This is a genomic window from Streptomyces sp. NPDC033174 (assembly GCF_055577795.1).
Map to the genome: position 1 here is coordinate 414,643 of NZ_JBVIPQ010000003.1, position 22,791 is coordinate 437,433.

A 22,791-nucleotide genomic window follows, 5' to 3' on the forward strand; every position below is an offset into this window, starting at 1 on the left:
CCGCTACCGGCCCAGGACGGCGGTCATCCGGCCCCCGGTCCCGTCTCCGCATGCACCCGCACACTGCCCAGGCCCGGATCGGCGGCGTCCGGCACCAGCATCCCGGCGGCGACACCGCTGCGCAGATATTCGAGGACCGGCGCGGTCATCCGCTCGCCGGGCAGCACGGCGGGGATGCCGGGCGGGTACGGGGTGAGCATCTCGGCGGCGACGCGGCCGGCCGCCTTGTGCAGCGGTACCTGCTCGGTCGCGCCGAAGTACGCGTCCCGGGGCAGCATCGCCTGTTCCAGGCGGAGTTCCTCGGGTGAGGGCACATGGACCGTGGGCGCGGGACGCAGCTCGGGCGCGTGACGGACCAGGGCCCCGAGGGCGGTCAGCAGCCGCTCGGCCGTGTCCTCCCCGTCGGCGTACGTGATCTGGGTACTGATCCTGCGGTGATCGGCGAGATGCGCGTTGACGCGGTGGTGCTCCCGCAGCCAGTCGGCGGCCGTGTAGCCGCCCACGCCGAGCCCGTGGAGATCGATGACGACGGGCAGCGGGTCCAGGCCGGCCGCGCGGCCGGGGACCAGATACTCGGGACCGTCCACATGGAGCCCGTCGACGGCTTCGATCCGCTCGCGCACGTGCCGGGCCAGGCCGAGCGCGTTCCCCAGCAGGACTTCGCCGTGCTCGGCCATCTGCCTGCGCCAGGCGTCGAGCCCGGCGTAGATGAGGACGGACGGGCTGGTCGTACCGAGCAGATCCTCACGGGACTTGAGGACGGCGGGGTCGACGAGATCGCCTTGCAGATGGAAGACCGACCCCTGTTCGAGCCCGCCGCCCATCTTGTGGACCGAGGTGACACAGAGGTCCGCGCCCGCGTCCATGGCCCAGGTCGGCAGATCCGGGTGGAACGGCAGATGCGCCCCCCACGCCTCGTCGACGATCAGCGGACGGCCCCGGCGGTGGCAGACCTCCGCCAGACCGGCGATGTCGGCGCAGCTGCCGTACGGCGTCGGGCTGGTGACGAGCGCGCCCTTCGCGTCGGGATGGGCCTCGAACGCCTCCTCGAAGGCCGCCACCGAGGGCGGGTGGGCGAGATGCCGATCGGGGTCCCACTGCGGGTCGACCCACACGGGACTCATGCCGGACAGGATCAGCCCGGCGACCACCGACTTGTGGGCGTCCCGCCCGACGAGGAGCTTCTCGCCGGGACCGGCGACCGCCAGCATGGAGCTCTTGACGGACAGTGAGCTGCCGCAGGTGGAGAAGAAGGTGTGGTCGGCGCCGACCGCGTCGGCCATGAGTTCCTGGGCGCGTTCCAGGACGCGCCGGGAGGTCCTGCGGTCGTCCAGACCGGCGTTGGCGAGGACGTCGGAACCGTAGACGCCCGGACCCAGGACGGCCTCGGCGCGGGGGTCCGCTCCTCTGCCCTGTTTGTGGCCCGGCGGGGTGAACGGGGTCTGGCCCCGCCGGTGATAGGCGTCGAGTGCTTCCAGGACAGGTGCGCGGGAGTGGTCCCTCGCCGTGCCCATGCGGTACCTCCCGGTGGCCGGATGCGCGGGCCGTGTGCGGCATTGCTGGTGGGCCCCGAGATCATCTCGGGGCCCACCGATGCCTCTGCCCGCCGCCGCCCGGATCATGCGCTCCGGCGGGCCGGCTCCCGGGGCGCGATCACTCCTTGGCGCTCGGCACCCCGAGGGGGTGATCGGGCCGCTGGGACTTGGCGGCCTCCATCTGTTCCCCCAGCTCCTTGAGCCGGTTACGGCCCATCGCCTTGCGCACGTCGGGAAACCATTCCTTCTCCTCCTCCTCGACGTGGTGGCGCACGTTCTCGATGAGGACGGTCATCTTGGCGTCGAAGCGTTCGTCGGAGGCGGCCATGTTCGCGAGTTCGGCGCACATCCACACCACGACGTGGTGCTCCTCCACGCTCTCGAGGACGTGGTCCTTCATGTCGGAGTCCGCCTCCCGCGCCGCGGGATAGAAGATCTCCTCCTCGATGTACGTGTGGGTGGTGAGCTCTTCGATGATCTTGTCGGCGAGTTCACGCTTCTCCGCGACCGCGTCATCGCCTGCCTTCTCGAACTGCTTGAACAGTTTCTCGACCGTCTTGTGATCTTCCTTCAGCAGCACGATGCCGTCCATGCGTCCTCTTTCTCGTGTCCCCGGCAACAGTCTTGCGGCGCGCGCCCGCGGACGCACCAAGTGCGCGTCCATCCCGGCCGTTCGGGGCAGGGACGGACGCGGGGTCCTTGCGCAGCGGCTCAGCCGACCCGGTGGCCGGCCAGCGGCGCGGTCCGGTCCCCGCTGCCCTCGCGGACCCCGGTGAGGAACGCGGAGAGCGCATCGCGGGACGTCTTCTCCGGCCGCCAGCCGAGTTCGCGGTGAGCACGGCCGGCGTCGAGGATCGGCAGTCGCAGCACCGCGTCGAACAGATCCGGCGAGGCCGGTGCCACCCGCAGGTGCCAGGCCGCCGCCAGCGCGCCGTGCACGGCGCTCCGAGGCACCCGTACGACCCGGGCGTCGAGGAGTTCGGCGAGCTGCTCCGCGTCGATCACGGGGTCGGCGGCGAGGTTGAACGCGCCGCGCACATCGCTCAGTACGGCCATCACATAGGCCCGGGCCGCGTCGTCGGTGTGCAGCGCCTGGAAGCGCAGCCCTTCGAGATCGGGTACGACCGGCAGCAGGCCGGGCCGCAGCAGGGCGCCGGGGAAGAACCGTCCGGCGAAGATCCGGCGCTGCTCGCTCGCGGACTCCTCCTTGAAGAGGAAACCGGGCCGCATCCGCACCACCCGGATCCCGGGATGGTCGCGCTCGTAGGTGTCCAGTACCCGCTCCAGATAGGCCTTCTCGCGGCAGTACGCCGCCGCCGGCCAGCCGTTGGTCGGCCACGACTCGTCCACGCCGGGCTCCGTCTTGGGCCCGGGGGAGTACGCGCCGACGGACGAGGCGTGCACCAGGGCGGGTACCCCCGCCGTAGCGGCCGCGTCGAAGACCCGCAGCGACCCGAGCACGTTCGTCTCCCAGGTGACGGCGGGATCGTGGGTCGGCTGGAACCGCCACGCGAGATGCACGACGGCATCCGCCCCGCGGAAGCACTCCAGCAGGCGGTCACGGGCGGATTGCGCCGCGAGATCGACCTCCTCCCAGGTGGTCCGGGGCAGGACGAGATCGGGACGCCTGCGGGCGATGCCCAGGATCGAGCCGATCCCCGGCTCCTCGCCGAGCGCCCTGACGACGCTCGTGCCGACGTTTCCGGTGGCGCCGGTGACGACCACCCGAAGTTCCTGGTCCGCGGCCATGAAGTGCTCCCTGTGGGTGCCGGGCTCGGTCGGGCTGGATTCAGAGTTCGCGCAGAGCGGGCAGCAGGCTCTTCTCGGCCCAGTCGATGAAGGGCTGCTGCTGGTCGCCGCCGATCTGGACCAGGGCGACCTCCGAGAAGCCGGCGTCCACGAAGGGCCGCACGGCGTCGACGAAGGCGTCCACGTCGGAGCCGCAGGGGATGGCCTCCGCGACGTCCTCGGGCCGTACGAACTGCGTGGCTCCGGCGAATCCGGCCGGTCCCGGCAGCTCCGCGTTCACCTTCCAGCCGCCCCCGAACCAGCGGAACTGGTCGTGGGCACGCGCGACGGCCGCGTCCTTGTCGGTGTCGTAGCAGACGGGCAGCTGGCCGACGCGGGGCTTGCCCGTTCCGCCGTGCCGGTTGAAGGCGTCCAGCAGCTCGCTCTTCGGCTCCGTGGCGATGACCAGGTCGGCCAGCTTGCCGGCGAGCTCGCAGGACCGGTCCCCGGAGACCGCGACACCGATCGGCGGCGGCGCGTCGGGGAGATCCCAGAGCTTCGCGTTCTCGACGTCGAAATAGGTGCCGTGATGGCTCACGTCGCCGCCGTCGAAGAGCGCCCGGATGATCTCGACCGCCTCTTCCAGCATGTCCAGCCGGACGTGAGCGGCGGGCCAGCCGGCCCCCACGACGTGCTCGTTGAGGTTCTCGCCGGAGCCGAGGCCGAGCCGGAAGCGTCCCTCGGACAGGAGCTGCATCGTCGCGGCCTTCTGGGCGACGACCGCGGGGTGGTAGCGGACCGTCGGACAGGTCACGTACGTCATCAGCGGGATCCGCGAGGTGGCCTGCGCGGCGGCGCCGAGGACGCTCCAGGCGTACGGGGCGTGCCCCTGCGACTCCAGCCACGGAAAGTAGTGGTCGGACGTCACCGAGAAGTCGAAGCCGGCGTCCTCCGCCCGCACCACGTGCTCGACGAGCTCACGAGGGGCTGCCTGCTCGGTCATCATTGTGTATCCGATGTGCACCATGACCCGCGCGTTGCCGCTGCACGGGCCGCGAAACATGAGGCATGATCGCCTGCCGTGTTTCCACCCGTTCGGCCGGGGCAGCCGCACCAGTGGCCGGGGCGCTCCCGCGCGCGACGACGTGCGGGAGCAGGCGCCCGGGGACCGACGGGAGGCCACTGTGAGCGACCAGTACAGCGCACGCGACGGCGATCGCGCGCGGGCGGAGCATCAGCGGGACAAGTCCGAGCACCTGCTGCACCGGGCCCGGCTCTCCACGGATCCGGCGGAGTCCGAACGGCTCCGCGCCAAGGGCGAGCAGCTAAAGGAGCAGAGCGAACGGGCCCTGCGGGAGGAACCCGAGACGGAGCGGGGAGACCAGCACGAGGACTACCCCGGGTAGCCGCGCCAGGCGACGCGGTCCACGGTCGGAAGCCGGTTCGTACGATGAACGCGATCAAGGCAACACCCCTCACGGATCCCGGTGACGCCACCCTCGGCTTCACGCTCATCAGCGTGATCCTGCACGCCGAGGGCCATGCCGACGTCCCCGTCCCGCTGCCCGCGCCCCACACGGCGCCGTTCGACATGAAGGAAGGCGCGGAGATCCGTATCGAACTCAGTTTCCGGCTGCGGAGGGCCGTCGAGGGCCTCAGATTCGTGGATGTGAGAAAGCGGCAGGGTGTGGTGGTCGGGACCTCGGAGACCGTACTGGGGAGTTACCGCCCCGGCGGCCCGTACAGCGTCGTCCTGCCGCCCGAACGGCTGCCTACGGGCCATCTGGCCCGGGACACGTACACGGTGACCGGGACGTTCTTCGACGCGCACGGCACGATCCTCGGCGACGAGACCCACTACTTCAGGATCACCAAGGACTGGTGACGATGAACCGCACGGCCGAACGGACGGAAAGCCCGCGCAGCGGGGAGAGCGAGCACGGCGAGGCGTACGACGCGCGACCGTACCTGCCCTCGCGCGGAGGGCTTCCCGCGTACCGCCGTGCCGCCGCCGACTGCCGGGGGTGCCCCCTCTTCGAGGACGCCACCCGGACAGTCTTCGGCGCGGGTGACCCACGGGCAAGGGTCGTCCTGGTCGGGGAGCAGCCGGGGGACCAGGAGGACGTCCAGGGCGAGCCGTTCGTCGGGCCCGCCGGACGACTGCTGCGCAAGGCGCTGCACGAGGCCGGCATCGACGAGGAGACGGCGTATCTGACGAACGCGGTGAAGCATTTCAAGTTCACCGTGGCGGAACGGGGCAAGCGCCGCATTCACAAGGCCCCGAGCCTCCGGGAGATGACGGCCTGTCATCCGTGGCTGGAGGCGGAGCTGCGGCTGGTCGGCCCCGAACTGGTGGTGGCTCTGGGCGCGACCGCGGGCAAGGCCCTGCTGGGTCCGTCGTTCCAGGTGAGCAAGGAGCGCGGCGCGCTGCTCCCGTTGCCCGATGGGGAGCCCTACCAGCAGGTACTGGCCACCCTCCACCCCTCGGCGGTCCTGCGCTCCAAGGACCGGGAAGCGGCGTACGCGGGGCTCGTGGCCGATCTCAAGGTGGCCGCACGGGCCCTGGACGGGGACCGTGCGAAAAGAGCCGCCGATTGACGACGAACCGACTGACGACGAACCGACCGGGACTCCGGGGGAGAACGAGGTGGAGCCATGAGCCGAGCAGCTCTGTTCGACGTCGACGGAACGCTCGTCGACACCAACCATCTGCACGTGATGTGCTGGTGGGAGGCGTTCCGGCAGGCCGGACACCAGGTCGCGACTCATGCCATCCACCGTGCCGTGGGGCGTCCCAGTGAGGATCTGATCGCGCATCTTCTCGGCGAGGACCGGGACAAGGGCCACGACGCTTCCCTCAGTGCCGCGCACAAGACCCTCTACGCCCAGTACTTCGAGCGGCTCTGTGCCCTGGACTCCGCCGGAAAGCTGCTGGAGACCCTGGCGGGCAGCGGATGGAAGGTCGTGCTCGTCACCTCGGCGGGAGGCGCCGAACTCGCCGCTCTGCGCAAGGCCATCGACGCGGACGACGCCATCACCGCCGCCGGCAGCGCCGACGACGTGGAGGAGGGCAAGCCCGCCCCCGAGCCCGTGGAACGGGCCCTCGAACAGGTGGGGGTGGCCGCGGCGGACGCCGTGTTCGTCGGCGACACCGTGTGGGACATGAAGGCGGCGACCAGGGCCGGCGTCCGCTGTATCGGGCTGCTCTGCGGGGGCATCCCCCGCGCCGACCTGGAAGAGGCCGGCGCGTCGGTCGTGTTCGGCGATCCGGCCGATCTGCTGGAGCACCTCGACAAGAGCCCCCTGGGCGGCCGGTAGGGGAGCGGGGCCCCCGGACACCGGGGCCGTTGGGCCATCCGACGGTCGTGTCGTGGCAGCCGGGGGAACCCGAGTGTGCCCAGGAGTGAAAGGGGTATCGGGGGCATATGCCCTCATATATGCGCGACAGTACCGCGTCCCTGCTGATCAACGGCTACGCCTGGCTTCCGGACCTGCGCCGCCGCAGCGAAGGTGCCCCCGTGCGGACCCGGCTGCTGGGAAAGCCCGTGATTGCGCTCCACGGGCCGGAGGCAGTCGGGTTCTTCTACGACGAGCAGCATGTGCGGCGCGCCGGAGCGCTCCCCGGCCCGGTGCTGGACACCCTCTTCGGCAGGGGAGCGGTGCACACCCTGGACGGTGAGGCCCACCGGGCGCGCAAGGCGATGTTCATGTCGCGGCTCACCGACGCCGACGGCGTCGCCGCGCTGGTGGAGCGCGTACGGGCGGAATGGAAGCACCACCTGACGGGACGGCAGGGCAGGGAGATCGTCCTCTTCGACGAGGCGGCGCTCGTCCTGTCCCGTGCGGTCTGCGCCTGGGCGGGCATTCCGCTCTCCGACGCGCAGACACGGCGCATGGCCGAGGACGCGGTGGCCATGGTCGACGGATTCGCCACCCCCGGGCCCCGCCACCTGCGGGCCCGGCGGGCGCGGACCCGTCAGGAGGAGACGCTGCGGCGCCTGGTCGAGGACGAGCGCGCCGCCCACGGGGCGACCGGGCCCTCCGGCCCGACGGGCCTGGCCGGCGCGGCGACGGGGCACGGCCTGCCGGACGACGAGACCGCCTCGGGGCCGGTGATGGAGGCGGTGACCTGGCACCGCGAGGCGGACGGCGCGCTGCTCGATGCCCATACGGCCGCCGTGGAGCTGCTCAACGTCGTCCGGCCCACCGTCGCCATCGCCTGGTTCACGGCCTTCGCCGCCCACGCCATGCACCGCTGGCCCGAACACCGCGAGCGGCTCCGCGAGGGCGACTCCACCTACGCGGAGGCGTTCGCCCACGAGGTGCGCCGGTTCTATCCGTTCACTCCGTTCGTCGGCGGCCTCGCCGCCGGTGAACTCGAGTGGGACGGCGCGACCATTCCGGCCGGCGCCGTGGTGCTGCTGGACGTCTACGGCCAGAACCACGACCCGGACCTGTGGCCGGCTCCCTACCGTTTCGATCCGGGCCGCTTCGTCGGCAGTGCGCCCTCCCGCGACGAACTGATCCCGCAGGGCGGCGGTGACGCCCACACCGGCCACCGCTGCCCCGGCGAGGACATCACCGTCGCCGTGCTCGCCGCGCTGGCGACGGAACTGGCCCAGCTGGACTTCACCGTTCCGCAGCAGGACCTGCGGATCTCGCTGCGGCGGATTCCGGCCCGCCCGCGCAGCGGCTTCCGGCTGGTGCTCTGACGGACCCGCCGCCCGCCGCGGCAGGCCGGCCGCGACCGGCCGGGGGCTCACTCGCCCCCGGCCGGGCCCTGCCCGTCCATGGGAACCCGGTACACCGCGAAGGCGCGGTCGATCACGGGCTGGGCGACGTTGCGGACGCGCACACCACCGACGGTCATGCCGTGCTCGGCCCCCATATGGGCGTGGCCGTGCACGATCAGATCGGCTCCCGCCGTGTCCACGGCCTCCGCGAGCAGGTAACTGCCGAGGAACGGATAGATCTCCAGCGGCTCACCGGCCAGCGTGTCCGGCACCGGTGCGAAATGGGTGAGGGCGATCCGCACGGTGCAGCCGTCGTCGGCCAGGCCCTCCAGGGCCTTGCGCAGCCCTTCGGCGCAGCGCCGCGAGTAGCGGACGAACGACTTCATCTCCTCCTCGCCGAACTCGCCCCCCGAGCGCCCGGCGAACCCGCCGCCGAACCCCTTGGTGCCGGCGATGCCGACCCGGACTCCGCCGATGTCGAGCCGTACGCCCTCGCCCTCCAGGACCGTCGTCCCGGCATCGGACAGTACGGCCGTGATGGAGGCCTCCTGGCCGCTGTGGTAGTCGTGGTTGCCCAGCACGGCGACCACCGGCACGGGCAGGTCGGCCACCTCGGCGGCGACGACCCGGGCCTCCTCGACCGTTCCGTGGCGGGTGAGGTCACCGGCGAGCAGCAGCAGGTCGGCGCACTCCGCCAGGGTGTCGAACGCGGGCCTGAGCAGGCCTCCGTCGTTCTCACCGAGATGAATGTCCCCGACCGCGGCGACGCGGATCATGCCGCTCCCTCCGGCTGCTCGTGCCCCGGAGGGCTGTAGTGGACGACCAGCAGGTCGGACAGGACACGCAGGCCGTCGAGCTCGGCCCTCGCGAGCGCCAGGATCTCGTCCCGGCGCTGCGCCGTGGACACCGTGCCGGAGAGCAGCACCGCGTCGCCGTGCACCTCGATCCGGATCCCCATCTCGGCGATGTCGCCGCGGGCGAGCTTGTCCTCCAGATGGGCGATGCGGTACTCCGGGCTTTCCGCTCCGGTCACGGCTTCTCCTCACGGCGTTCGATGACTCCGAGGCGTTCGAGCAGATAGATGAACGCGTCGGGCATGGGCTTGTTCTCGTACATGTGCCTGAGCGCGTCCCAGTCGATCCGCTCCCGCAGCGTGCGCGCCACCGGGAGCAGGGCGCCGAAGTCGCAGTGGTGTTCGGAGAGGGAGGAGAGCAGCCCGCACATGAGGTCGTCGGGCGCCAGAACGGGCATGTGGACCGAGTCGACGGGCAGGGTGTGCGCCCGCCCGAGCATGTCCGAGGTGACGGGCCCCTGCGCGGGCTCGAAGATCAGGTCGATCTCCTCGCCGCCGCACCGGGCCTTGAAGAGCCAGTCCTCGGGCGGCTGGCGAATGTCCAGCCCGGCCTGCTTGAGGACGCCGGCGACCGCCTCGGCGTCCTCACGTCTGATGTAGAAGTCGGTGTCGTGCTGAAGGTGCGCGGGCACCCCGTACGCGTGCGCGGCCACACTTCCCGCCAGCGCGAACGGGCACTCGGCCTCCTTCAGGAGAGCCGCCACATGCTTCGTCGTCTCGAGGATGGCCTGGGTGTGGTCCACCGGCAGTGGATCGTCCGGCAGCGCCACACCGCGCCCGCGATCCCGGGCCACCTCGTCGGTCCGGTTATTCACAGAGCTTCTGGTACCCATTTCATCTGAAATGATCCCAATCTTGCCTGGACGGCCGCCGTCCTGGCTGTGCGTCTTGCCCGTCGCGGCCCTGTCATGCCTGGGCGTGCCGCGTGGCGGACGCGGCGGTGGGCGGGCGGCCCGGGGAGGGGCTCCCGGGCCGCCCCCGGCGCTCGATCAGGCCAGCCTCTTCAGGAGCTCCTGGGCGAGCGGCGCCGAGGAGGCGGGGTTCTGGCCGGTGATCAGGTTGCGGTCGACGACCACCTTCGGGGCCCACGGCTCGCCCTCCTGGTAGTCGGCGCCCATCTCCACCAGGCGGTCCTGGAGCAGCCACTTCGCCTTCCCGGCGAGACCGGCCAGGGTCTCCTCCGCGTTGCTGAAGCCGGTGAGCCGGTACCCGGCGAACGGCGACGTTCCGTCCTCCTCCCGCGCGGCCAGCAGGGCGGCGGGAGCGTGGCAGACCACGCCGAGCGGCTTGCCGGACCGCAGGGCCCGGGAGAGCAGGCGCCCCGACTCGGCGTGCACGGCCAGATCCTCCATCGGGCCGTGGCCGCCCGGGTAGAAGACGGCGTCGCAGGAGTCGAGGTGGACGTTCTCCAGGACGAGAGGCTTGCGGAGCTCGTCGATCGAGGCGAGGGCGGCCCCGATCCGGTCGGCCGCCTCCTGCCCGCCGTTGGCCTCGGGCGCCAGGCTCGCCGTGTCCACGGTCGGTACGACACCGCCGGGTGTCGCCACGACGACCTCGTGGTCCGCCGCCTTGAAGACCTCGTACGGCGCGACGACCTCCTCGGCCCAGAAGCCGGTGGGGTGCTTCGTGCCGTCGGCCAGCGTCCAGTGGTCGGCGCCGGTCACAACGAAAAGGATCCTTGCCATGTCACATCTCTCCGGGGGTGTGGGCGGTCATCGGCTTGGCGATGTCCTCGACCGTAGGACGGGTTGCCCAGGAGAATCCAATAGGATCGCCACTATGACCGATAGGGATCCCAATGGGTCGACGGGAATAGGCCGACCGGGTCAGGCCGCCGCCGGCCCGCCGGATCTCCAGCTGCTGCGCACGTTCCTCGCCGTTCACCGGTCCGGGTCCTTCACCGCCGGGGCGCGGCTGCTGGGCCTGTCGCAGCCCACCGTCACCACCCAGATCCGTGCCCTGGAGCGGCAGCTCGGGCGCGAGCTGTTCGAGCGCCTGCCGCGCGGCGTGGCCCCCTCGCCGTACGCGGACGAACTCGCCTCCAGGATCGCCGCGCCCCTCGACGCCCTGGCCGCCGTCGTGGGCCCGTCCGGACCCGGAGAGGGCGGTCCGGCCGACCCCGTCCACCTGGCCGGCCCCGCCGAGCTGCTCTGCGTACGCGCGCTGCCGGCCCTCGCCCCCCTGGTCGCCTCGGGCGTGCGCCTGCGCGTCACCACCGGCCTCACCGAGCCGCTCCTCGACGAGCTCCGCGCGGGCCGGCACGACCTGGTCATCGCCACGAACCGGCCGCGCGGCCGGGCCCTGGCCGCCGTCCCGCTGACCGACGAGGAGTTCGTCCTGGTCGCTTCCCCCGCCGTCGCCGAACGGATCGGCGGACCGGAGCGGGTCGCCGCCGACGGTCCCGCGGCCCTGCACGGCGTGCCTCTCGTCAGCTATGCCGAGGACCTGCCCATCGCCCGGCGCTACTGGCGGCACGTCTTCGGCCGCCGCCTCGGCGGCGAGGCCGCCGTCACCGTCCCGGACCTGCGGGGAGTGCTGTCCCTGGTCACGGCGGGCAGCGGTTTCACCGTGCTGCCCCGCTATCTGTGCCTCGACGGCCTCGCGTCGGGGGCGCTGGTGCTCCTCCACGACCCCGAGGACCCGCCGATCAACACCGGCTATCTCGTCCAGCGCCCCGGAGCGTCGGCCAATCCTCACTTCGCCGTCGTACGGGACCGGCTGCTGCGGGCCGCACGCGGCTGGTGAACCGCCCCCCGGCGCAGGGAGGCGAAGACTCGGGTGAAGAGGCGTGAACCGGTGCCCTTCGGGCAGACGCGCCACACAGTCAGGCAGACGGAGCGCCCACGAAAGGAGGCGAAGGCGATGACCACCGAGCCGACACCCGAAGGCCCCGGGCCCGTGCCCACCCGGCCGGACCCCGTCCCGCACGAGCCGCGGCCCCCGGAGCCCGCCACGGACCCGGCGCCGGCGCCGGACCCCGAGCCCGGGGACCGTCCGGAGCCCGAACCCCCGGACTGATCCGCGACCCGGTTGCCCCGGACCGCGCCGCGACCGCTGCCCCTCCGCGACGCGACCCGCGGTGACGGGCTGACACCCCGGCCCCGGCCGGGGCCCGAAAGCGGCCTCGGACCGGGCCCGCTCAGCGAGAGGGAGCCGTCAGTGCCGCGCGGTCGAAGCCCAGCTCCCGCGCGAGCGCGTCGTCCGTCCACTCGAGCATCCGCGCCCGGGTGAGACCGCCGGCGTAAGAGGTCATCTGTACGGCCAGTCCGTCGAGCAGGGCGGTGAGCCGCCAGGCCGCCGCGGCCGGATCCTCGCACCGGAACTCGCCCGTCGCCGCGCCCTCCGCGATGACGCCGGTCAGCGCCGCCTTCCACTGCTGGTCCAACTCCCGGGTCACTTCACGCAGTCCCGGTTCCCGCAGCGCCGCCGCCCAGCCCTCGATCCACAGGCGCCAGCCCTTGGCCTGACCGGTGGGGGCGTACCAGCGCACCGCGGCGTGCAGCCGCCGCACCGCGGTGGTGCGGCGGCCGAGCAGTTTGCGCAGATGGGCCAGGTCGCTCTCGGCGGCATGGGCGAAGGCCGCCGCGACGAGCTTCTCCTTGGACGAGAAGTGGTAGAGCACCAGCGCGTTGCTCACGCCGAGGGCGGACGCGACATCGGCGATACGCACGGCCGTCACCCCACGCGCCTCGATCTGTTCGACTGCGGCGCGCAGCATGTCCTCGCGCCGTTCCTCCACGCTCAACCGGACTCTTGCCACGCCGTCACCCTACACAGGGCTCCCAACGGGCGGTCGCCGAACTCTTGACACTGTCCTGTGGCCCGGGCCACAGTCGCTCTACTGACTGGCCATTCAGTCAGTTCCAGCGCTGCGTCCGTACGTCCCCGTGTCGTCACCCCGTGCCGCCGTAGGAGTCCGCCGTGACCCAAGCACCGCCCGATCAGGCCGCCCAGACCGCCCGACGGACCCCCGATCTGTCCAATGGATGGGGCGAACAGCGCACCCGGCTCCGCAAGGACCTGCGCCGCCTCGATGTGCTGTTCTTCCTCATCTGCACCCTGGTCGGCCTCGACACCATCGGCTCGGTCGCCGCGCACGGCCCCCAGGGCCTCACCTGGATGGCGATCCTCGCGCTCGCCTTCTTCCTGCCGTACGGGCTGCTCGTCGCCGAGCTGGGCTCCGCCTTCCCCGTGCAGGGCGGCCCCTACGCCTGGACCAGGCTGGCCTTCGGCCGGCTCACGGCCGGAATCAACCAGATCCTCTACTGGATATCCAATCCCGTCTGGGTCGGCGGCAGTCTGTGCATCATCGCCCTCACGACCTGGGAACAGTTCTTCACGCCGCTGCCGGGCCTGTGGAAGTACGCCGCCGGTCTCGTCTTCATCTGGGGCGGCGCGCTCGCCGTCGTCCAGTCCGTCAGGGTCGGCAAGTGGGTCCCCACAGCCGGGGCCGTCGCCAGGATCGTGCTGCTCGGCTTCTTCCTCGTCTCCGTCGTCCTGTTCGCCGTCCGGCACGGGGTCCACGCCCTCCCGGCCGGCGAGTTCGCCCCCACCTATGCCGGGTTCATCGCCCTCGTACCCGTACTGATCTTCAACTACGTCGGCTTCGAACTGCCGAGCTCGGCCGCCGAGGAGATGACCAACCCCCGCCGCGACATCCCCCTCGCCATCCTCCGCTCGGGCCTCGCCTCGCTCGTCCTGTACGGCGGCCCCATCCTCGGCATCCTCTTCGTCCTCCCCGCCGACAGGATCGGCAGCCTCGGCGGGTTCATCGACGCCTGCAAGGCCGTGTTCACCGTCTACGGAGGCCATGTCGCCGCAGACGGCACCGTCACCCTCAGCGGGGCGGGCACCGTCTTCGGCGGCGTCGCCGCGGCCGGTCTGATCGTCGGGCTGCTGACGTCAGGGGTCACCTGGGCCATGGGAGCCCACCGTGCCCAGGCGGTGGCCTGCGCGGACGGCGCGGGACCCACCTGGCTCGGCGCCATCTCGGAGAAGCACGGCACGCCGGTCCGCGTCAATGTGCTCTCGGCGGTGCTCGCGTCCCTCCTCTTCGTCGTCGCGCTCAACCTGACCGGGGGTGACGGGGAGAAGTACTTCGCCGCGGGGCTCGGCCTGACGATCTGCACGACCTTCATCTCGTACGTGATCACCTTTCCGAGCCTGGTGGTCCTGCGCCGCAAGTACCCCGACGCGCCGCGCCCGTACGCCGTCCCCGGCGGCCGCGCGGGCGCTTGGACGGTCACCGTCCTCGCCACCGGGCTGGTCGCGTTCACCGTGGTCGTCCTCATCTGGCCGGGCTTCGGCGTCGGCTGGTTCGGCACCGGGGGATCGGCGGCCGACTCCCTCCCCGAGTCCTTCGCCGGCCAGCGCCTCGCGTACACACTGAGCCAGGTCGTACCACTGGCGCTGTTCCTGGTCATCGGGCTGGTCTTCTACGGCCTCGGGACCAAGACGCGCCGCGCCAAGGGGTAGGCACGCGAAGGGGAAGGGGGAGGCGGCCGAGGCCGCCTCCCCCTTCCCCTTCGCGCCGGGGGATTCCGCGTGCTTCACACGGACATGGGCGGCCTCTCCCGGCCGGCCGAGCCGAGCAGCCTTGTCGCGGCCACGGTCGTCCCGTCGGTGCGGATCGTGCCGGCCACGGCCTGCGCGCGGACGCGGGTCTCGGGGGTCAGGGCCGTCTTGAGCGCGATCGACAGGGACTCGGTGGTCGCGGTCGGACCGTCGTGTGCCACACCGATGCCCAGGTCGGTTACCCGGCCGGCCCAGTAGGGCTGGTCCGCCCCCTGGGGGAGCACCACTTGGGGCGCACCGGCCCGGGCGGCCGTCGTCGTGGTGCCCGCGCTGCCGTGGTGCACGACGGCAGCCACCCGGGAGAACAGTGCCTGGTGGTTGGCCTCGCCGACAGAGAAGCAGTCGTCCCGGTCGTCGATCAGGTCCAAGTCGGCCCAGCCGCGGGAGACGATCGCACGGTGGCCCTGCGTGCGGATCGCCTCGACGGCCACCCGGGCCACGTCCTTCGAGGCCGTCATGGGCATGCTGCCGAAGCCCACGTACACCGGCGGTGTGCCGGCGTCCAGGAACGCCACCAGCTCGGGCGCGAGCGGGCGTTCGTCCGGCCGGAACCACGCGCCGGTCTGCACGACGTCGAGGTCCGTCGGCTGCCACGGGCTCAGGGACGGGTCCGTCGCCAGCCACGGCTGGTCGGTGAAGGCGTAGTCGCGGACGTTGTCCACCGGCGGCAGGCCGATCGACGCCCGCTGGGTGTTGAGCAGCTCGCCGAACATCTCGTTCGCGTTCCGGGCGTCCACGTCCCACAGCTCCCGGTTGTCGGTCACCCCCGGGGGCAAGGGCCGGCCCCGCCGCGCGGGCGGCGGCTGGTGCGGCGACGGCAGGCTGATCGGCTGATGGCTCACGTGCACGAAGCGGATGCCCAGCTTCTCGGCCACCGAGCGTCCTCCGGCCGTGACCGGCAACGGGCCGGTCGCCACCAGCGCGTCACATCCCTCGGCCGTCGCGGCGACGGTGCCGAACTGCGCGGCGATCAAGTCGGCCGCACGCTGCGCCAGGCCCGCTGCCGACCCCGGCGTCACCGATTTCACCAGCGGTCGCACCGGCTCACCGACCGGCACCAGCGGCACACCGACACCGGCGAGCAGCTCCGCGAACTCCTCGTCCGGCGGCGCGCATACGCGCACCTCCGCGCCGAGTTCCCGCAATCGCACCGCGAGTCCGACCATCGGTTCGACGCTCCCGCGCGCCCCATACGTCGACAACAGCACACGCATTTCGCGGCTCCCGTTATTCCAGGTTCTGGTTCAGGCCGGTCATTCTGCGGCACGACCCGGATCTTGCCGCAAGCCCCCCGTGGGCCATAAGTTGATCATGGACAGGGGGGAGGCGCCGACCTCGCCCTTCATCGTCGTCGCGCCTCTCCCAGTGGATGCGCAAGCGGCGGAACCCAGTGCGGGTGGTTGAACACCCTCTCCACGGCGAGGCGTTGGGCGTCCGGACCGGGGCCCTGCTCGGTACGTACCCCTGATCGCGATCGCCGGCCTCACACCGTTGTGCGGCCGTACACCTGCTTCCCCAGCCACTGGCCGCCGTCGACCGTCAGGCATTCACCGGTCAGGTACGAGGCCCGCTCGCCGAGCAGGAACAGCGACGCGTCGGCGATCTCCGCCGGGTCGGCGAACCGGCCCGCCGGCACCGTCGCCAGCACCTCGGCGCGGGCTTCGTCCGTCGCCCACAGCGCCGCGCCCGCGCCCTCCGTCTCGGTCGGGCCCGGGGCGACGCAGTTCAACCGGATCCCCAGCGGCGCGAGTTCGACGGCGAGCGTACGCGTCATGGCGAGCACGCCCGCCTTGGCGGCCGCCGAGTGGACCGTGCCGGGGTGCCCGTGCCACGCGTAGGTGGCGATCACGGAGAGGATCGAGCCGCCGGCGCCCTGGGCGCGCAGCTGCCGGGCCACGGCCCTGGTGCAGTAGTACGAACCATTGAGGACGATGTCGATGACGGCGCGCCAGCCGCCCGGGCTGAGGTCGACACCCGGGACGACGAAGTTGCCCGCCGCGTTGTTGACCAGCCCGTCGAGCCGCCCGAAGCGGTCCACCGCGGCGGCCACCAGGGCGTCGACGGCCTCAGGGTCCCGTACGTCCGTCGGTACGGCGAGCGCCTGCGCGCCGTCCCTCCGGAGGAGGACGACCGTCTCGTCCAGCCGCTCGGGCGTACGGCCCGCGACGACGACCCGCGCGCCCTCCGCGCCCAGGGCCCGCGCGATGGCGCGGCCGATGCCGCTGCCCCCGCCCGTCACGATGTAGGTGCGACCGGTGAACTGCTTGGTCATATGAGGACTCCATGGGCGTCGAGGGCGAGGGCGCCACCCGGGTGGACGAGCAGCGGGTTGACTTCGAGCTCGGCGAGCTCGGGGTGTTCGGCAGCGGCTCCGGCGAGGGCGCACAGGGCGGCCGCAGCGGCTTCGAGATGGGCGCCGGGAGCGCCCCGCCATCCGGTCAGCAGCGGCGCGTGCCGTAGGGAGAGCAACAGGTCGTGCGCGCGCCCGGGGGTGAGCGGGGCCGCGGACAGGGCCGTGTCGGCGAGGAGTTCGGCGGTGACCCCGCCGATGCCGACCATGGCCACGGGCCCGAACGCCCGGTCGCGCCGCACGCCCGCGATGAGTTCCACGGCGTACGGGGGAGTGGCCATCGCCTCCACCGCGTAGCGGGCGGCTCCGGTCGACCCCTTCATCCGGCCGAACGCGGCCCGCAGAGCCGCCTCGTCGGAGAGACCCAGTGCGACCCCGCCCGCCTCCGTCTTGTGCGCCAGGCCCATCGCCTTGAGGACGAGCGGGTACCCGACGCGGCCGGCCGCCGCCACGGCCTCGTCCGCCGTGGTGACGAACGCGGCGGCGGGAAAGCCGAGTCCGTACGAAAACAGCAGCTCACGAACCGTCTCGTAGCCGCCGTCGGTGAGCCGGGGCGAGGCGGCGGGCGGCAACGCGGCGGGCTCGGACGGCCGGGCCCTTCGGACGGCGTCCGCCGCCGCCAGGGCGCCCGCCGCCTGCTCGATCCGCTCGTACACGGGGATCCCCCGGTCGCGCAGGACCGCGAGCGCGGGAGTGTCCCTCGCCATGGTGTGCACGACAAGGACGCGGCCGGACTCCCGCGCGGTGTCCGCCAGTTCGCGGGCCACCTCGCACTCACGCGGCCCCTGTGCCGGATGCGCGGTCGCGTAGTCCCCGAAGTAGCCGGTGAGGAGGGTGGCGTCGGTGTCCCCGGACAGGAGCATCGTCCGCGCGATCCGGGCGTACGTACCGAGGTCCGCCTCGCCTGCCCCGGCGAGGTCGACCGGGTTGCCGTACCCGCCCCCGGCGGGCAACTGGCCTCCGAGGGCCACCCGCGTCGCCTCCCCGAGCACCGGCACGTCGACCCCGCGCCCGGCCAGCGCGTCGGCGGCGAGCGCCCCCTGCCCGCCGCTGTCCCCGACGACGGCGACCCGCAGGGGGCGCTCGCCCGACGGTCCGGACACCGAAGGGGTGCCCCGGGGGGCCAGGAGGCACAGGGCCGTGTCCACCAGTTCGCCCGCCGTGTCCAGGAGGAGCCCACCCGCGTCGCGGCAGATCGCCGCCACCACCGCCCGGGCGCTCACCAGGGCACCGGTGTGGGAGGCGGCCGCGCGGCCGGAGGCCTCGCCGCGGCCCACCGTGAGCAGCAGGACCGGCTTGCCGGCCGCGTGGGCCGCGGCGAGGGTGCGCGCGAACCGGCGCCCGTCCCGGAAGTCCTCGACGTACGCGGCGATCACGCGGGTCGCCTCGTGGGCGACCAGCGCGTCGAGGGCGTCCACCGCGTCGATGTCCCGCTGGTTGCCCAGGGAGACGAAGCGGGAGAAGCCCTGCCCCGCGCGCGACAGCAGCCGTCCGATCTCCAGCGCGAGATTGCCGCTCTGGGACACCAGCCCCACCGACCCGGCGGGGAAGTCCCCCCAGCTCAGGCGCAGTTGCGTGGTGGTGTCGACGACACCCATGCAGTTGGGGCCGAGCAGCCGGGCCCCGTGCGCGGTGACCAGCGAGGCCAGTTCGCGCTCGGCACCGGCGCCCTCGCCTCCGGAGGTGATGACCGTGAAGCAGCGGGCGCCGGCCGCGAGGCCTTCGGCGACGACGGGCCGGACGTGCGGGGGCGGGACGGCGACCACGATGTGCTCGGGGGCATCGGGCAGGGCGGCGAGACTCGGACGGAACGGGACGCCGTCGAGTTCCCCGCCGCGCCGGTTGACCAGGTGCACGGTGCGGCGGTGGCGCCCGGCGAGAGCGCCGGAGGCCAGCCAGTACCCCCACTTCTCCGGATTGCCGGACGCGCCGACGACAGCGACCGACGCCGGGTCGAACAGCGCGTCCAGGCTCATCCGTACCACCCGAAGCGCTCGGCGATCACGGGCAGCCGGTCGGCGACGAGGGCGTGCGCCGCCGCCCGGGGGGTCGACGCGTCGGCCTCGGCGCGCGCGAGCATCTCGTCGATGAGGGACCGCATCGACCGCCGGATGTGCGCGAACGCCTCCTCCGCGTCGGCGCCGATGTCCCCGAAGAGGGTCCACCACCACCACGCGTTGGTCGCGGAGTTGACGACGACGTCCGGCAGGACGGTGATCCCTCGCGCCGCCAGCAGCTCCTCCGCCTCGGCCAGTACCGGCATATTGGCGGCCTCGACGATCCAACGGGCCGTCACCGAAGCCTGGTTGGCGGCGTCGATCGCGTACGAAACGGCCGCCGGCACCAGTACGTCGGCGTCGGCGGACAGCCAGGCGTCGCCGGGCAGTTCGCGGTCGCCCTCGCGCAGGACGGACCGGTCCACCGTGCCGTAGGCGTCGCGGGCGCCGAGCAGCGCCTCGACGTCCAGGCCGTCCGGGTTGGCGACGGTGCCCTTGACGTCGGCCACGGCGACCACCTTCAGCCCGGCCGAAGCCAGGAACCGGGCGGTCGCGCCGCCCATGGTGCCCAGGCCCTGTACGGAGACCCGCGTGCCCCGGTACGCCACCCCGGCCCGGTCCAGTGCCGCGAGGACGGACTCGGCGACTCCGCAGCCGCCGGCCAGTTCGTCGAGGCCGATGCCGTCGACGTCGACGGCGAACGCGTCGGCGAGCCGGCTGCGCGCGGCCGCCTCGTCGTCGAGGAGCCGATAGACGGCCTGGACCGACGAGACCAGACCCGCCTCGGCGGCGGCCCGGTCGACGACGTCCTGGGTGAGACCCAGGTCCTCCCCGGTGGTCCAGAAGTGCTCGATGTACGGCCGCATCGCCCGCAGATAGCGGACGAGGAGCCCGTACGCCCCGGGGTCGCGGGGGTCGCAGTCGATACCGCCCTTGGCTCCCCCGAGCGGGATGTACCGCGCGTCGGGGCTGTAGTGCAGGGCCTCCTTCATCGTCATGCCGCGCGCCAGCCCGGCGACCTCGTCGAGGGTGCACCCCTCGCGCATCCGCAGCCCGCCGCTGGCCACGCCGCGTACGAGCCGGTCGATCACCAAGTGCCCCTGGCGACCGGTGACATGGTCCGTCCAGGTGAGGGAGACCAGGGGAGTGGCCGGCGGAGAAGTGGTCGTCATCAGGAGGTCTCCTCGGGAACGGTGATGAGGGTGGGGCCAGGGGTGGCCAGTGCCCGCGCGAAGGCCTCGCCGAACTGCCTCGCGGAGCGCACCCGCTCCCCGCCGCCGCCGTAGGCGCGGGCGAGCCCGGGCAGGTCGACGGGCGCCAGGTCCACGGCGGCCGGGACGTCCCCGCGTGCCGTCATCTCGTCGCGGATCTCGCCGTAGCCGCCGTTGTCGAAGACCACGACGGGCAGCGGCAGCCGCAGCTGCGCGGCCGTCGCCAGCTCCTGCACGGAGAACTGCAGCCCGCCGTCTCCGCTGAGCGCGACGACCTGCCGGTCGGGGAACGCGGCCTTGGCGCCGATCGCGGCGGGCAGGGCGTAGCCGAGTGTGCCGAAGCCGGTGGGGTGCAGATACCGGCCGCCCGGACCGACGGGCAGATGCGGAAGCGCGCCGTAGTAGCAGCACTGGGCGCTGTCCGAGGTGATGACGGCGTCCTCGGCGAGCAGGGACCGCATGACCCGCAGATACGGAATCCAGCGCGCGTCCCGTTCGCGGGTCTCGGCGTCCCGCGCGGCGACCAGCGCGGCGGCCTCCTCCCCGGCTCCGGGGGCGTCGCCCCCCGCGGCCGGTCCGAGCGCCGCCAGCAGCCCCCACAGCGCCCCGAGCGCTTCCCGCGCGTCACCCACGAGTCCCACATCGGCGGGACGCGGCCCCGCGTAGATCTGCGCCGGGTCCACATCGACCCGTATCAGCGCGCCGTTCAGCTCCGGCAGGGGCGCCCACAGGTCCGACTCGGCCAGTTCCGTGCCGACGGCGAGCACGGCGTCGCGGTCCACGAGCCACTTCTGGACGGCGGGGCTGTGCAGCGACACCCCGACGGAGAGCGGATGGGTCTCCGCGACCACACCCTTGCCGTTCGCCGTGGTGACCACCGGCGCGCCCACCAGTTCGGCGACGGCGAGGCATTCGGCGGCCGCTCCCCGGGCGCCCCCGCCGAGCACAAGGGCGGGGCGTCGCGCTCTGCGCAGGACGTCCGCGGCGCGCCGCACATCGGTGGGGTGGGGCGCCGGTACGACGGGGGACGGGGCGTGCCGCGCCGGGCCCACCGGTTCCGCGGCCTCCAGCAGGTCGAGCGGCACCTCGATGTGCGCCGGGCGGGGCCGGCCCGTACGGAACAGGGTGAACGCCCGGGCCACCGCCTCACCGATCTCCCCGACCGACGACACCCGGTGACTGAACGCGGCGACCGAGCGCATCGCCTCCGTCTGACCGCGCGTCTCGTGCAGCAGCCCGGTGGACAGCCGGGGATGCCGCAGCGGCATACCGGGCGAGACGACCAGCATCGGCACACTGTCCGAGTACGCCTGCCCCACCGCCGCCGCGATGTTCAGCAGGGCGGGCCCGGTGGTGGTGAGGGCGACTCCGGGACGACCGCTCACCCGTGCGTAGGCGTCGGCCGCGTACCCCGCGCCCTGTTCATGACGGGGTGTCACATGACCTATGCCGTAAGGCCGCAGATGCCGGTAGATCTCAAGATTGTGCGTACCCGGAATGCCGAAGGCGGTCGTGACGCCGTGCGCCGCCAGGGCGCGGACCACCGCCTCGCCACCCGTCGCGGCTCCCGTGCGCGCGGACCGGCTCATCACATGCTCCGCGAGATCAGGAGGCGCATGATGTCCGAGGTGCCTTCCTCGATCTCCTCCAGCTTCGCGTCCCGCATCCACTGCTCCACCGGGTACTCCCGTGAGTACCCCCAGCCGCCCAGTGTCTGCACGGCCGCCCAGGTGCAGTACGCCGCCGTCTCCGACGCCGTCAGCTTGGCCATCGCCGCCTCGGTCGTCGCGTCGAGGCCCGCGTCGAGCCGCTTGGCCGCGCGCCAGGTCATCAGCCGCGCCTGCTCGACGCGGGTGCGCATGTCGGCCAGGCGGAAGGCCACCGCCTGGTGCTCGACGATCGGCCTGCCGAACTGCTGACGGGTCTTGGCGTAGTCGCGGGCGTACTCGTACGCGGCCCTGGCCACCCCGGTCGCCGCCGCGCCCAGCACCGCGCGCGAGATGTCGAAGGTCCGCATGAGGCCGTGGAAGCCCTGGCCCTCGTCGCCGAGCCGATCGGCCTCCGGGACGAAGGCGTCGGTGAAGAAGATCTCCCGGCAGACGATCGCCCGCTGGCCCATCTTGCGCATCGGTTCCCCGAAGGTGACCCCGCTCGCGCCCTTGCGGAAAAGGAACGCCGTCACGCCCCGGGAGCGCAGCGCCGGATCCGTCTTCGCGAAGACGACGTACTGCTCGGCCTCTCCCGCGTTGGAGATCCAGGCCTTCTGGCCGTTCAGCAGATAGCCGCCGTCCGTGCGGGTCGCCGTCGTCACGATGGACGCGGCGTCGGAGCCCGCGCCCGGCTCGGTGGTGGCGAGCGAGGTCATCGGGGTGTCCGGACCGGTCAGCGGGGCGAGCCAGGCCTCCTGCTGCTCCTTGGTGCCGAGCGCCAGCAGCGGGTCGGCGTAGAAGCCGTTGGAGCACAGGAGGTTGCCGATGCCGAGGTCACCGACGCACAGCTCCTCCTGCACCAGGCACTGGGTGAAGACATCGGTGAAGCCGCCGCCTCCGTACTCCTCGGGAAGCATGAAGCCGGTGATGCCGACCCGCGCCGCCTTGCGCCACAGATCCCAGGGGGTCTCGATGTCGGCCTCGTCCACGGCGCGCGCTCGCGGGCGAATCTCGTCGCGTGCGAAGGCGCGGGTGAGCTCGATGATGTCGCGCTGCTCGGGGGCGAGCGGGACCAGCTCGGTGGGGAGGTCGGACATGGTGCCTCCAGATACGGCGACGGCGTCAATCAACTGAACCGTCAGTCAGTATCTGGAGGCGCGG

The 22,791-nt window shown here is 72.6% G+C and carries 23 protein-coding genes; 8 read left to right on the plus strand and 15 right to left on the minus strand.

The genetic code is table 11. The features are described 5' to 3' along the window. Nucleotides 1-23: 23 nt before the first annotated feature. From ACZ5VC_RS12040 to ACZ5VC_RS12055, 4 genes are all read right to left on the minus strand, one after another. Nucleotides 24-1,514 carry an aminotransferase class I/II-fold pyridoxal phosphate-dependent enzyme gene (locus tag ACZ5VC_RS12040; RefSeq protein WP_469119937.1) on the minus strand — a complete coding sequence of 497 codons (1,491 nt, stop codon included), beginning with the start codon at nucleotides 1,512-1,514 and terminating at the stop codon, nucleotides 24-26. Nucleotides 1,515-1,653: 139 nt separating this feature from the next. Next, complete coding sequence (locus ACZ5VC_RS12045; protein ID WP_469119938.1) at nucleotides 1,654-2,127, minus strand: hemerythrin domain-containing protein; 474 nt, start codon at nucleotides 2,125-2,127, stop codon at nucleotides 1,654-1,656. 119 nt (nucleotides 2,128-2,246) lie between these two features. Beyond that, nucleotides 2,247-3,284, minus strand: coding sequence for an NAD-dependent epimerase/dehydratase family protein (locus tag ACZ5VC_RS12050; protein ID WP_469119939.1), 1,038 nt, complete (start codon nucleotides 3,282-3,284; stop codon nucleotides 2,247-2,249). 40 nt (nucleotides 3,285-3,324) lie between these two features. After that, a complete protein-coding gene (locus ACZ5VC_RS12055; RefSeq protein ID WP_469119940.1) occupies nucleotides 3,325-4,290 on the minus strand; it encodes an LLM class F420-dependent oxidoreductase in 966 nt (321 codons plus the stop codon). A 157-nt stretch (nucleotides 4,291-4,447) separates the two neighbouring features. Here ACZ5VC_RS12055 and ACZ5VC_RS12060 point away from each other — a divergent pair, with 157 nt between their 5' ends. From ACZ5VC_RS12060 to ACZ5VC_RS12080, 5 genes are all read left to right on the plus strand, one after another. Then, complete coding sequence (locus ACZ5VC_RS12060; RefSeq protein ID WP_469119941.1) at nucleotides 4,448-4,669, plus strand: DUF6381 family protein; 222 nt, start codon at nucleotides 4,448-4,450, stop codon at nucleotides 4,667-4,669. Nucleotides 4,670-4,713: 44 nt separating this feature from the next. After that, nucleotides 4,714-5,148 carry a rho GDP-dissociation inhibitor gene (locus ACZ5VC_RS12065; protein WP_469119942.1) on the plus strand — a complete coding sequence of 145 codons (435 nt, stop codon included), beginning with the start codon at nucleotides 4,714-4,716 and terminating at the stop codon, nucleotides 5,146-5,148. Nucleotides 5,149-5,150: 2 nt separating this feature from the next. After that, a complete protein-coding gene (locus ACZ5VC_RS12070) occupies nucleotides 5,151-5,861 on the plus strand; it encodes a UdgX family uracil-DNA binding protein (RefSeq protein ID WP_469119943.1) in 711 nt (236 codons plus the stop codon). Nucleotides 5,862-5,918: 57 nt separating this feature from the next. After that, nucleotides 5,919-6,581, plus strand: coding sequence for an HAD family hydrolase (locus ACZ5VC_RS12075; protein ID WP_469119944.1), 663 nt, complete (start codon nucleotides 5,919-5,921; stop codon nucleotides 6,579-6,581). A gap of 119 nt (nucleotides 6,582-6,700) precedes the next feature. Further along, entirely contained in the window at nucleotides 6,701-7,975 is a 1,275-nt protein-coding gene (locus tag ACZ5VC_RS12080) for a cytochrome P450 (RefSeq protein ID WP_469119945.1), read from the plus strand. A gap of 47 nt (nucleotides 7,976-8,022) precedes the next feature. Here ACZ5VC_RS12080 and ACZ5VC_RS12085 read toward each other — a convergent pair whose 3' ends face one another. The 4 genes from ACZ5VC_RS12085 to ACZ5VC_RS12100 all read right to left on the minus strand — a co-directional run bounded on the left by ACZ5VC_RS12085 (nucleotide 8,023) and on the right by ACZ5VC_RS12100 (nucleotide 10,534). Beyond that, on the minus strand, nucleotides 8,023-8,772 hold the full coding sequence (locus ACZ5VC_RS12085) for a metallophosphoesterase family protein (RefSeq protein ID WP_469119946.1): 750 nt from the start codon (nucleotides 8,770-8,772) through the stop codon (nucleotides 8,023-8,025). Next, nucleotides 8,769-9,029, minus strand: coding sequence for a BON domain-containing protein (locus ACZ5VC_RS12090; protein WP_468707819.1), 261 nt, complete (start codon nucleotides 9,027-9,029; stop codon nucleotides 8,769-8,771). Before ACZ5VC_RS12090 ends, ACZ5VC_RS12085 begins: the two co-directional genes overlap by 4 nt. Beyond that, entirely contained in the window at nucleotides 9,026-9,664 is a 639-nt protein-coding gene (locus ACZ5VC_RS12095) for a nucleotidyltransferase family protein (protein ID WP_469119947.1), read from the minus strand. Before ACZ5VC_RS12095 ends, ACZ5VC_RS12090 begins: the two co-directional genes overlap by 4 nt. A 174-nt stretch (nucleotides 9,665-9,838) precedes the next feature. Continuing rightward, nucleotides 9,839-10,534: a type 1 glutamine amidotransferase domain-containing protein gene (locus tag ACZ5VC_RS12100; RefSeq protein ID WP_469119948.1), complete on the minus strand. Its 696-nt coding sequence runs from the start codon at nucleotides 10,532-10,534 to the stop codon at nucleotides 9,839-9,841. Nucleotides 10,535-10,628: 94 nt separating this feature from the next. On the opposite strand from ACZ5VC_RS12100, the gene ACZ5VC_RS12105 reads away from it, so the two are divergent. Together ACZ5VC_RS12105 and ACZ5VC_RS12110 are read left to right on the plus strand one after the other, a co-directional pair. Beyond that, complete coding sequence (locus tag ACZ5VC_RS12105) at nucleotides 10,629-11,594, plus strand: LysR family transcriptional regulator (RefSeq protein WP_469119949.1); 966 nt, start codon at nucleotides 10,629-10,631, stop codon at nucleotides 11,592-11,594. A gap of 117 nt (nucleotides 11,595-11,711) precedes the next feature. After that, on the plus strand, nucleotides 11,712-11,867 hold the full coding sequence (locus ACZ5VC_RS12110) for a hypothetical protein (RefSeq protein WP_469119950.1): 156 nt from the start codon (nucleotides 11,712-11,714) through the stop codon (nucleotides 11,865-11,867). Nucleotides 11,868-11,988: 121 nt separating this feature from the next. Here the strand turns inward: ACZ5VC_RS12110 and ACZ5VC_RS12115 are convergent, their stop codons facing one another. Beyond that, the gene (locus ACZ5VC_RS12115) at nucleotides 11,989-12,609 is read right to left on the minus strand and encodes a TetR/AcrR family transcriptional regulator (protein WP_469119951.1); all 621 of its coding nucleotides are present in this window, start codon (nucleotides 12,607-12,609) and stop codon (nucleotides 11,989-11,991) included. 161 nt (nucleotides 12,610-12,770) lie between these two features. On the opposite strand from ACZ5VC_RS12115, the gene ACZ5VC_RS12120 reads away from it, so the two are divergent. Beyond that, a complete protein-coding gene (locus tag ACZ5VC_RS12120) occupies nucleotides 12,771-14,324 on the plus strand; it encodes an APC family permease (RefSeq protein WP_469119952.1) in 1,554 nt (517 codons plus the stop codon). Nucleotides 14,325-14,398: 74 nt separating this feature from the next. On the opposite strand, the gene ACZ5VC_RS12125 is transcribed toward ACZ5VC_RS12120, so the two are convergent. From ACZ5VC_RS12125 to ACZ5VC_RS12150, 6 genes are all read right to left on the minus strand, one after another. Continuing rightward, complete coding sequence (locus ACZ5VC_RS12125) at nucleotides 14,399-15,637, minus strand: glycosyltransferase (RefSeq protein WP_469119953.1); 1,239 nt, start codon at nucleotides 15,635-15,637, stop codon at nucleotides 14,399-14,401. Between the two features lie 269 nt (nucleotides 15,638-15,906). Continuing rightward, complete coding sequence (locus ACZ5VC_RS12130) at nucleotides 15,907-16,695, minus strand: glucose 1-dehydrogenase (protein ID WP_469119954.1); 789 nt, start codon at nucleotides 16,693-16,695, stop codon at nucleotides 15,907-15,909. Continuing rightward, complete coding sequence (locus ACZ5VC_RS12135; protein ID WP_469119955.1) at nucleotides 16,692-18,749, minus strand: acetate--CoA ligase family protein; 2,058 nt, start codon at nucleotides 18,747-18,749, stop codon at nucleotides 16,692-16,694. Before ACZ5VC_RS12135 ends, ACZ5VC_RS12130 begins: the two co-directional genes overlap by 4 nt. Next, nucleotides 18,746-19,942, minus strand: coding sequence for a Glu/Leu/Phe/Val dehydrogenase dimerization domain-containing protein (locus ACZ5VC_RS12140; RefSeq protein ID WP_469119956.1), 1,197 nt, complete (start codon nucleotides 19,940-19,942; stop codon nucleotides 18,746-18,748). The genes ACZ5VC_RS12135 and ACZ5VC_RS12140 overlap by 4 nt, the downstream gene beginning before the upstream one ends. Further along, the gene (locus ACZ5VC_RS12145) at nucleotides 19,942-21,570 is read right to left on the minus strand and encodes a thiamine pyrophosphate-binding protein (RefSeq protein WP_469119957.1); all 1,629 of its coding nucleotides are present in this window, start codon (nucleotides 21,568-21,570) and stop codon (nucleotides 19,942-19,944) included. The genes ACZ5VC_RS12140 and ACZ5VC_RS12145 overlap by 1 nt, the downstream gene beginning before the upstream one ends. Continuing rightward, nucleotides 21,570-22,727, minus strand: a complete 1,158-nt coding sequence (locus ACZ5VC_RS12150) for an acyl-CoA dehydrogenase family protein (protein WP_469119958.1) — start codon at nucleotides 22,725-22,727, stop codon at nucleotides 21,570-21,572. Before ACZ5VC_RS12150 ends, ACZ5VC_RS12145 begins: the two co-directional genes overlap by 1 nt. Between the last annotated feature and the right edge of the window lie 64 nt (nucleotides 22,728-22,791).